Origin of the sequence: Psychrobacter sp. Ps7 (assembly GCF_022129225.1) — a bacterium.
Classification (GTDB): Bacteria; Pseudomonadota; Gammaproteobacteria; order Pseudomonadales; family Moraxellaceae; genus Psychrobacter; species Psychrobacter immobilis_A.
In genome coordinates, this window is the sequence record NZ_JADQAH010000069.1 from 1 (window position 1) to 2695 (window position 2695).

Below are 2695 nucleotides of genomic sequence, written 5' to 3' on the forward strand. Positions count from 1 at the left end.
CTCAGTCGGATGTGGTGGCAGGCAATTATACGCTGACGGCAAATACGATTGACTCACTCTCAGGCGTAGGTGGTCAAGTCGATCTGTCAGGATTACATATTAGTGCCAATACCAAACCTGTTGCCATACAAGCACAAGGCAGTGAGTTGCAATTGCACAGTCAACAAGGTATGACGATTGGTAGTGAGTCGGGACAGGTTAACATAAGTAGTCCTAAGCGCATTAAGCTGCAAACCTCAGCTGGTGCTTCGATTACCATCGATGACAGCGGGATTAAGCTGATATGTCCGGGGACGATTAAAGTGCAGGCGGTGAAGAAAGAGTTGATTGCGGGAGCCAAGGCTAATTATTCACTACCAATGATGCCTGAGACTATTCCACTGTTTAGTAATAAGCTGGATGTGTATGATTTGTTTTATCAGCACAATTTTGAAGATATCGAGTTTCAGATGCTACGACCTGATGGGCAGCTGATAGAAGGGATACTCGATGAGCATGGGCGTACCGCGCCAGTTATTAGCGATAAAGAAGAAGAGGTTGAAATACTAGTGGGCTTTAAAGATACGGATTGGGGTGTTGAGTTTGAACCTGACGAGGATGAAGAGACAGAAATGTCTGATGAATATGACAGTAATGAGTCAAACGATTCTTTAGGCCAAGACTCTTATCAGGAGAGCAACGATGAGTAAAACCAAAAGTATTGTATTTCAACTCAAATTTGTTGACCTTCTTAACAACCCTTTTCCTAATTTGTATCATGAGGTTAGAGAATCAGGAACGCCTATTAGTATCAGCAAATCTGACAGTCAAGGACTTGGAACACCAATCAGTCGACCACCTGGCACTATACTAGTGGTTCATATTCGTCATCCGTTGACGAAAGAGATGATTAAGGTTAAGAGTTATATTAGTGTTCCTGCCAAAGAAGGTAAATACACTCTAAAAGCACCTTTTTATATTCAATTAGCCAAGCTCAAAGCACTTAGTGAAATTAGCGGCTCATACAAAAGAAGTACCCATAAAGTTGCGGCAGGTAAAGATGAGTACGAAGTTAAGAAAGGTCAAGATCTATACACCATTGCTAAAATGCATGACACCACTTGGCAGATACTAGCGCAGCTCAACAAGTCGACTATTAAAGACCCTGATAAAATAGTTACAGGTCAATTTATTAAAGTGCCACCAAAAGGTAGTAGCTTAACGGGTATAACTAATGAGAGACCTGACTCACTAACCTCACAGACTCAGTATAAAGTGAGAAAAGGAGAGACATTATCTGGTATTTCACAAAGAAGCGGCGTGTCAGTAGGAGAGCTTCAACGTATGAATGGGATAACGAACCCAACAACGTTGCAAGAGGGTCAGACAATTAAACTTCGTGGAAATGGTTCAGCACAATCTCATGCAAGTCCTAAATCCTCCCCCACATCAACGGCTAAACCTAGACCAACTACGTCCCCAAGCTCTTCTGATGAAGAAGATGGGCTTTTCGGTAGTCTGCTTGAAAGTATAGAAGATGGTTTAGGCGCGTTAGGTAACAAGGCACAAGAGGGTTTAGAGGGTATCAATGACGCTATGAGCGGTGGTAAGAATGATAAGCCATCTGGAGGAGCGCCTACGGCTGGTACTGACTCAAACAGTAACGCCTCATCTACATCAGATGGTTATACTGTGAAAAGTGGCGATACGTTAAGCGCTATTGCTAAAAAGCATGGTGTCAATACAAATGATTTAGCTCGTACTAATGGTCTAAAGCTTACTGATACGATTCATCCAGGACAAAAATTAAAAATTCCTACTAATGGCGCTAATTCCTCATCCACAGGTAGTTCTTCTCAATCCAGTAGAACAGATCGTCCTATAAACGTGACTACAAAACCAAGTAATAGTTCTGACGGTACGCCAAAAGATATCATTACAACTAATGGTGCTTGTATTTGTAAAGTCCATAATTTGATTTGGGGAAAGAAATTTAATTGCGATGAACGATTGAAAATTATTGAGATATGCCAAAACTTATGGCCAAACAACTACTTAGAAACAGCGAACAACTTGATGGCTGTGTTTGCTTGGGAAAGTGGAGAAAAATTTGAAACGGGCGCTCCCAATAAAAGAAACTCTGGCGGCACAGGCCTCATTCAAATTATGCCCGATACTTATAAAGGATTAACGGGTAAACAACCAATTTTTGAAAACGTTCATAATTATTGGGATGATGGTAAAACCCTAAGAAGAATTAAACAACTTGCTGATATGACTGTATTAGAGTATTTAGATATTGTTGAAAAATACTTTAAACCTATCAAAAATAAAGATCTTGAATTTATAGACTTTTATCTTCAGGTTCTATTTCCTGCTTCTAGTGGATTACCTGAACACGTTGTATTTGCAAAAAGTTCTGCCGACTTAGACTTACCTAATGAAACTAAAACTAGAAAAGAAGAGAGAGTAGCAAAATTTTCAAGAAATAATATGGATAAAAATGGTGACGATATAGTCATGAAGTCTGAAATTGCACAGTCGATCAAGCATTTTTTGACAGATGGTGAAGATTATAAGTCATTTGGGAATTGTGAGAAGTTTAGCACTGTTGAAAAGCCAGTATCCTCTACCCTTTGTGTTAATAATATTAAGAACTGTATGAACCGCCCCGGGATTGTCGGAGACCTAATATTCTGAGAGAATACGACAATGA

Annotated in this window: 2 protein-coding genes; both read left to right on the top strand. The window is 39.9% G+C overall.

Going from position 1 to position 2695, the window contains the following annotated elements; translation table 11 throughout:
* A partial coding sequence (locus tag I3257_RS14010) for a DUF2345 domain-containing protein (RefSeq protein ID WP_238050155.1) occupies positions 1-689 on the top strand: 689 nt, incomplete at its 5' end.
* Entirely contained in the window at positions 682-2679 is a 1998-nt protein-coding gene (locus I3257_RS14015; protein ID WP_238050156.1) for a LysM peptidoglycan-binding domain-containing protein, read from the top strand. The genes I3257_RS14010 and I3257_RS14015, both read left to right, overlap by 8 nt.
* The last annotated feature ends 16 nt before the right edge of the window (positions 2680-2695 follow it).

Coding starts and splice junctions, on each gene's coding strand:
- I3257_RS14015 (WP_238050156.1), top strand. CDS start 682: ATGAGTAAAACCAAAAGTATTGTATTTCAACTCAAATTTGTTGACCTT.